The organism is Labrys miyagiensis (genome assembly GCF_030160835.1).
Taxonomy (GTDB): Bacteria; Pseudomonadota; Alphaproteobacteria; order Rhizobiales; family Labraceae; genus Labrys; species Labrys miyagiensis.
This window is the reverse complement of sequence record NZ_BSPC01000082.1, coordinates 1-6436: the sequence shown is the minus strand read 5'-3', so window position 1 is coordinate 6436 and position 6436 is coordinate 1. Positions and strand designations below refer to the sequence as shown.

At 60.0% G+C, this 6436-nt stretch carries 7 protein-coding genes and 1 pseudogene; 5 read left to right on the top strand and 3 right to left on the bottom strand.

Annotation, left to right across the window (positions count from 1 at the left end):
* Nucleotides 1-446: 446 nt before the first annotated feature.
* On the bottom strand, nucleotides 447-605 hold the full coding sequence (locus tag QQL24_RS36770; protein WP_431310800.1) for a helix-turn-helix domain-containing protein: 159 nt from the start codon (nucleotides 603-605) through the stop codon (nucleotides 447-449).
* A gap of 716 nt (nucleotides 606-1321) precedes the next feature.
* Nucleotides 1322-2260 carry a hypothetical protein gene (locus QQL24_RS33875; protein WP_284316735.1) on the bottom strand — a complete coding sequence of 313 codons (939 nt, stop codon included), beginning with the start codon at nucleotides 2258-2260 and terminating at the stop codon, nucleotides 1322-1324.
* A 332-nt stretch (nucleotides 2261-2592) separates the two neighbouring features.
* Here QQL24_RS33875 and QQL24_RS33870 point away from each other — a divergent pair, with 332 nt between their 5' ends.
* The 3 genes and pseudogenes from QQL24_RS33870 to QQL24_RS33860 all read left to right on the top strand — a co-directional run bounded on the left by QQL24_RS33870 (nucleotide 2593) and on the right by QQL24_RS33860 (nucleotide 4182).
* Nucleotides 2593-3255: a peroxiredoxin gene (locus QQL24_RS33870; protein ID WP_284316734.1), complete on the top strand. Its 663-nt coding sequence runs from the start codon at nucleotides 2593-2595 to the stop codon at nucleotides 3253-3255.
* A 48-nt stretch (nucleotides 3256-3303) separates the two neighbouring features.
* Nucleotides 3304-3515, top strand: a pseudogene (locus QQL24_RS33865) (MBL fold metallo-hydrolase); the annotation flags it as partial.
* A 97-nt stretch (nucleotides 3516-3612) separates the two neighbouring features.
* Entirely contained in the window at nucleotides 3613-4182 is a 570-nt protein-coding gene (locus tag QQL24_RS33860) for a cysteine dioxygenase family protein (protein WP_284316733.1), read from the top strand.
* A 626-nt stretch (nucleotides 4183-4808) separates the two neighbouring features.
* Here QQL24_RS33860 and QQL24_RS33855 read toward each other — a convergent pair.
* A complete protein-coding gene (locus tag QQL24_RS33855; RefSeq protein ID WP_284316732.1) occupies nucleotides 4809-5426 on the bottom strand; it encodes a TetR/AcrR family transcriptional regulator in 618 nt (205 codons plus the stop codon).
* A gap of 82 nt (nucleotides 5427-5508) precedes the next feature.
* On the opposite strand from QQL24_RS33855, the gene QQL24_RS33850 reads away from it, so the two are divergent.
* Together QQL24_RS33850 and QQL24_RS33845 are read left to right on the top strand one after the other, a co-directional pair.
* Nucleotides 5509-5934: an ester cyclase gene (locus QQL24_RS33850; RefSeq protein WP_284316731.1), complete on the top strand. Its 426-nt coding sequence runs from the start codon at nucleotides 5509-5511 to the stop codon at nucleotides 5932-5934.
* Nucleotides 5931-6269, top strand: a complete 339-nt coding sequence (locus QQL24_RS33845) for a DoxX family protein (RefSeq protein WP_284316730.1) — start codon at nucleotides 5931-5933, stop codon at nucleotides 6267-6269. Before QQL24_RS33850 ends, QQL24_RS33845 begins: the two co-directional genes overlap by 4 nt.
* The last annotated feature ends 167 nt before the right edge of the window (nucleotides 6270-6436 follow it).

The window sequence follows — 6436 nt, the reverse complement described above, 5'->3', positions numbered from 1 at the left end:
GCAAAAGAGCGCTGCGGCTGGCGTGCCGCCGGGATAAACCGGAATCAACCGGGGTGGACGGAAGCGGCGGGGCCAACCAGGATCCGGATCGGCCCGCGGGTGCTTCATACCAGGCGGGAGTAGGACAGGAAAAGGCACGCTCGTCAAGATCTGTTCGTTTTATGTCCGAGAGAGCGTTTGAGGACGTTGAATTGTGGGAGAGCAATCCTGTGAGAAAGCTTCACCCCGTTCGGCCATGCCGAGCTTTTCCTTCATAGACCCGTTTGAAGGTTCGGCTCGCGCCACGAACCGACATCGAACGCGAGCCCCCATACCTGGCTTTCCGCGCGCGCCCTCATCCTAGACGCTCTCGGGATCGATGAGACGACAAGAAGCGGACATCACGTCAAATGCGCTGGAAAGGTATCAAGATCGGGCCTGAAGCTTCACTTGCGGCATCGATCCTGTCAGTCCTCGGCCTTATAGTTCTCAGACACCTCAGGCGGGACGTCTCGCTTTCTCACCCCTTTCGGGAGGTTCCAGCGCTTTCGAGCGGAGGACACCGCCTGGCGTGATATTCCCAGACGTTTCGCAATCACCGCGTCGATAAGCCCCTGCTGCTCCATGGACTTCAATCTCTGTTCCGTGAGTGGCATACGCCCCAATACCCGTCGCGACATCATTGTTCGCTCCTTGGTTGGAATTCAGTTCGCCGGCCTCGACCACCACCAGTATCGCCCGGAGGCTGTCCGCGTGGTTGCAGAGGCTCGACTTTGACACGCCGACACGCCCGGCGATCTCCACGAATGACAGGCCCTCACGCATCAGCGCTACGATCCCCCGCGTTTCTCATCGGGGATCACCTGCGGTTGGCTGAGCCCGCCTGCGTGATCCCCCGCTCCACCGCCCCCGTCCTGTTTGCCGCCATGACGAGCGGGGCAAAAGGGCGATGCGGCTAAAGCGTTTTGCGATTTTCCGGAATCGGCAAGAATCGCAAAGACGCGTCGAAACAAAGAGTTAGAGCAGAGCAGCGTTTACGCTTAAACGCGCTTTGCTCTGGCGTGCCGCAGGGACAAACCGGAATCAACCGGGGTGGGCGAAAGCGGCGAGCCAACCAGGATCCGGATCGGCCCGCAGGTGCTCATCCCAAGTCCGAGTGGGGCACGAAAGGATGCGCCTGTCAAGATCTGTTCGCCTTGTGTCTGTTGTTATTCGGCGAGAAAGCTTCATCCCGTCCAACCCTGTCGAGCTTGTCCTTCATGGACCTGATCATCGGCTTGAGCGCGGCTGCGGGGGCGTCAGCCCGTTCCATCGGCGCTGCAGTAAGCCGGCATAAAAACATCTAAGCTGTGGCGTCTGCTCCCTGTGCTAGCCAAGCTCGGTCGAATAATTCCACCACCCGCCCATATGTCGCAAGGGAAATCTGGTCGATACCGTTTCCAACGCCTGAGAGAAATTCACCGAGTCGCTGGTCGACTGCGGCAGTATCCGCAATCGGCAGGCCCAGTGCCGCTAAATCGTGAGATATCAAGCCGTTGGCTGGGAGATAGGATTCGGCCTCATGCAAGAGTCGTGCGCTGGTCGTAGGAAGACGCACGATGGCGATGCGGGTCACGGAGGGGCGAGCGTCAAGATCGATGATCGTCCCGCCGCACATCAGCCCACCGAGGATGCTAACCGGTGGGGATGCGGGAAAGAGGCAAAGGAAGAACTCCGCGTCGCCAGCGCGCTCTCGCAGGTTCAGGCGCACGAGGCGCTTGCCAACGGTAACAGAACCTTCGAGCTGAAGTCGTCCCGTTGGCAGGACCTCTGCATAAGTCGCGACGAGTCTGCGGGGATTTGGCACTATCGCGATCGACAGTTCTCCCCGGATCAGCCGGCCGCGAAAATATGGTGACCAAGCGTGCGAATAGCAGGCGAAGACGCCGGTCAACGCCAAGTCTGGCTCGTGCCCGTTTGCCAGCGCGATCGACGCTTCGGCGCGGCCTCGAAGTGTGTCGGGGTCACGATGGTGACGAGCACATATCTCACCCAGGAAGGATTCCGTGTCGCATTCAGCGACCCAATCACCGGACCGGTCTAGGTCCAGCACCTTCGCCCAATCCTCATACAACTGACGCTCACGCGGACGGGCACGTCCTTGCAGCCATTTGTAAGCACGATTGACATCAAATGAGGTGGACGAGTTGACACGCCGAAACATCTTGGCAAGGTCTTTGGAGGTGACGGCGCCCAGCAGAGCCGCCGTTAGGCGCAGCTTTTTGTCGATATCCCGTGCCACTCGCCACCCCACCCGAACGCCAGAGCAAAGCGCGTTTAGGCGTAAACGCTGCTTTGCTCTTAACTCTTTGTTTCGACGCGTCTTTGCGATTCTTGCCGATTCCGGCAAATCGCAAAACGCTTTAGGTCGCTTGGAATTCCAATCCCATCTTCCAGGAAAAGACAAAGAAATCCAGCTCTTTCCTCGCGCGAGGTCTTCCAGAATTTGGCCCTAGGCGTAGACCCAGAGCGTACCGGCACTGCGTGCGCCAGACGATCAGATTGGCGTAGATCCGCCATGTCGATGAAGCTTCGCAGATGTACTGCAAGGCAAGATTTATCCGGAGATAAACCATGGCTCTGCAACTCAACGACACGGTTCCTGATTTCGATGCGGTAACCACCGAAGGCAATATCCGCTTCCACGACTGGATCGACAACAAGTGGGTGGTGCTGTTCTCCCACCCAAAGGACTTCACGCCGGTCTGCACCACCGAACTTGGCTATATGGCCAGAATTAAACCGGAGTTCGACAAGCGCGGCGTAAAGATCATCGGGCTGTCGGTCGATCCGATCGATCGCCATGCAGGCTGGGCGAAGGACATCGAGGAGACCCAAGGTTTCGCGCCGAACTATCCTATGATTGCCGATGTCGACTACAATGTCTCGAAGCTCTACGGAATGCTGCCCGCGGCCGTATCGGGAGACCCAACTAAACGGACCCCCGCCGACAACCAGACGGTGCGCAACGTTTTCGTCATCGCGCCGGACAAAAAGGTGAAGCTCATTCTGGTCTATCCGATGACCACCGGTCGCAATTTCGACGAGGTGCTACGCGTCATCGACTCGCTCCAGCTCACCGCCAAGCATAAGGTTGCTACGCCCGTGAACTGGAAGAACGGCGAGGAAGTCATTATTGCCGGCTCCGTCTCGGACGACGACGCCAAGCAGCAGTATCCGGACGGTTGGAAGGCGCCGAAGCCTTATATTCGGATCGTGCCGCAGCCGCAGGTGTAGCTGTCCTGGCTATAACGGTCGCGAGACTTCAGGAGGGATGTGACAGAAATGATCTCCCGTCAGCTCTTCGACTGCATTTCATGCACCTCCTCCTGCCTACTCGCGAACCGCCAGGCGGCGAAGCACTGATCATCGATTCTGTGCTGGAGACAGTCGAGCGCTATCTCCAGCTCGTACGCGAACTCGACATCAAGCTGGTCAAGGCTGCTGATACGCACCTGCACGCCGACTACATCACAGGTCTCGGCGCGTTGGGCGACATAAGGCGAGCGGCCCGCTCACGCGTCGGCAACTCAGTCTATCATCGCAGGTCGTCAACGTCCCTCGGAACGTTCACTTCGTGATTTGGAGATCGCCGTGGACCACGTTCTGGATCGCTTTATCGCCGACGCGCACGCGGTAGTCACCCGCTACGAAGATGCGGCAGAGCGGGTGACCAATATCGCGCCGTTGATGCGGCGCCTTCTGGACTCAGACAGATCGTTCCTGCAGCCCGATCACTTCCGCTCCAACCCAGAACACTATCAGCGCAATGCTATTCATATATCGTCCGACGGACATCTGTCGCTGTTTGCACTGGTGTGGTTGCCAGGGCAATGGACTCCGGTGCACGACCACGGCAGCTGGGGTGTGGTCGGTATCGTCCAAGGGCTGCTGGAGGAGCGCTCTTATATGGCGATCGACGGCGAGATCACGGGGGACACCGGCATCCGCCTGCGTCGAGGCGGGGTGATTCTGCTAAATCCAGGCTCGGTGACCAGTTTTGTGCCGAACCCCGATCATATCCACATGACCGGCGTCGCCGAGGGGCTGGAAACGTGCGTCAGCCTGCACTTGTATGGGCGGAACATGAATTCGTTCCACACTTACGATGTTGCCGCCGGCACACGGCATCTGATCGACCTGCCGCATCAGGAAAGCCGATAGGCAAACATATTCGACTTGAGCGCGCGCCAACAGAACTCACGCTTGTATCCCGCAATCGCTGCCGCGCAATACGAGCCGTACACCTGCCTCGCGGAAGTTCGCAGGAGCTCTCGAACGACACCTCACTCAACCCCGAGCCAAGAACATCCGCACAACGCCTACATCGCCAGAGTGAAGATCGGCGCAGATGTCAGCTAGAGCAAAGCGCGTTCAGGCGCAAACGCTGCTTTGCTCTCACTCTTTGTTTCGACGCGTCTTTGCGATTCTTGCCGAGTCCGTCAAATCGCAAAACGCTTTAGCTCGCCAATTCGATTGGAACCCAATTTGGCGGTGGCCCTTATGTTTGTCTGTCAGCTTATGCCGCTCAGTGTAGGCGTTACCGCGCTGCGCGGAGACGGCGTTTTTGCTCCTTCCTCAGAACCTCGACCGCGCGCGCGAGAGAGAGTCCAAGATCCCAAGGATTTCCGCTAGGCAGGCATGCTGAACGTTTCATAAGGGTCAATTAATCTTATACCGGTCGGCGCCAGCTCCGGACATTGGTTTCCGAGCCGATGGCGGACCTTCGGCCTCGCGCCCCGTTTCGGTCATGCCGTAGTGGTCGATGGCAGTCGCGAAGCGGACGGAACCTAACCGGTTTCCTCCCGTTGCGGGGATGTCGATCCCAGGAGAGCGAGCGCCGCGTCGATCTGCCGCTCGAAGTCCTCGGGCGTGGGTGACCCGGTCCCCAGGACCAGTTCCTGGTATGCGTCGCCCAGCGCGAGCTGGACGAGTTGCTCGGCGACGATGGGGGCCGTCGCGGCGTCATGCTTGTCTGCCCACAGCTGCGCGATCGCGGCGCGGACTTGGCGCGGCCCCGCCTCCCAGAATAGACGCCCCAGCCCGGGCATCCGATCGGCCTCCGCGACAATGGCACGGTAAAGGCGGATGCTGTCCGGGCTGGCAACTCCGACCGCGAAGGTCAGCAGCAGGTCACGCAGCCGCTCCCGGGTAGGCAGCGAGCTGCGCGGCGGCTGGAGGACCTCGGGCGCGCACATCGCCTCGACCAGCGCCTCAACCAGCGCCTCCTTCGACCGGAAGTGGCGATAGATGGTCTGCTTGCCGACGCCGGCTTCCGCCGCGACGGCATCCATCGATCCTTGCGCGAACCCCTCTCTCAGGAACACCGCGCGCGCGCCGTCAAGGATCGCCACGTGCTTGGCAGGGTCGAGAAGGCGTCCGGATCGTGGCGAGGTCACATTTGTCATGAGCGCTCCTTGACGAGACTGGTCAGTCTCGCTATCTAGCTTATACGAGACCAGTTAGTCTCGTTTAAACCAGGAGCCTCAGATGTCAATCGCTTCAGCCAAGCTCGGCCAACTTTTCGCCGAGATCGTTTCCAGCCACGACATGTCGCGTTTCGATGAAATCGTCGCGCCCAACTATGTGAACCACAACCCCTTCGCCGAGCCCGGTCCAGAGGGTGTCAAAAAGGCCTTCGGCGCGATCATCGCGGGCGTGCCCGACCTCAAGGTGTTCGCCGAGGACGTCTTCGTATCGGCGGACGGCACACGCGTGGTGGGCCGCTACCGCTATCAGGGCACGCACATGGGAAACTTCCTCGGCTATCCCGCGACGGGGGACGCCTTTGCCATGCGCTCGATCGACATCTGGCGGGTCGAGGATGGACGCTTCGTCGAACACTGGGATGAGCTCAACACTCTCGACATCTTCACCCAGGTCGGCGCCGTGCCGCCGCTTGGCCAGCCGTCATGACAACGGCAGGCGCATTCATCGTTGTCTGGCTTCCGATGGTGCTCGGCATCGTCATGATCGGGGCTGGCGCGGTCAACTTCGCCGGCCCTCGATCGGTCCACGAATCCTTCGCGCGCTGGGGTTATCCGGCGGGTTTTCATCGGCTGACGGGCGGCTTTGAGGTGGCGGCAGGATTGTTGCTGCTGATCCCGGCTACATCACGTGCTGGCGCGGTTGGCAGCGTCATGATCCTGCTCGCCGCGGTGATCACGCTGATCCGTCATCGCGATTGGGGCCACTTGCCGGGTGCGATCGTGTTGACCGCCGTCGCGATGGCGTTGGTAATCCGCGGATAGAATGACGGCCCTGTCCGCTTGTCGTGCATCTCCTTTGAAAGTTGCCGGTCCGCCTTCGTGAAGAGTTTCGGGCGCCGGCAGGCGTACGAAAGTCCCCGAGGAAGGAACCCGCGGGCCACAGGTCGATGGCTATGGAGATTTCGGATTTCGGCTGCTGTCGGCGATGG

Bases quoted from the DNA above. Each gene is read 5' to 3' on its own strand.
- QQL24_RS36770 (WP_431310800.1), bottom strand. From the start codon at position 605: ATGGAGCAGCAGGGGCTTATCGACGCGGTGATTGCGAAACGTCTGGGA.
- QQL24_RS33870 (WP_284316734.1), top strand. From the start codon at position 2,593: ATGGCTCTGCAACTCAACGACACGGTTCCTGATTTCGATGCGGTAACC.
- QQL24_RS33855 (WP_284316732.1), bottom strand. From the start codon at position 5,426: ATGACAAATGTGACCTCGCCACGATCCGGACGCCTTCTCGACCCTGCC.
- QQL24_RS33850 (WP_284316731.1), top strand. From the start codon at position 5,509: ATGTCAATCGCTTCAGCCAAGCTCGGCCAACTTTTCGCCGAGATCGTT.
- QQL24_RS33845 (WP_284316730.1), top strand. From the start codon at position 5,931: ATGACAACGGCAGGCGCATTCATCGTTGTCTGGCTTCCGATGGTGCTC.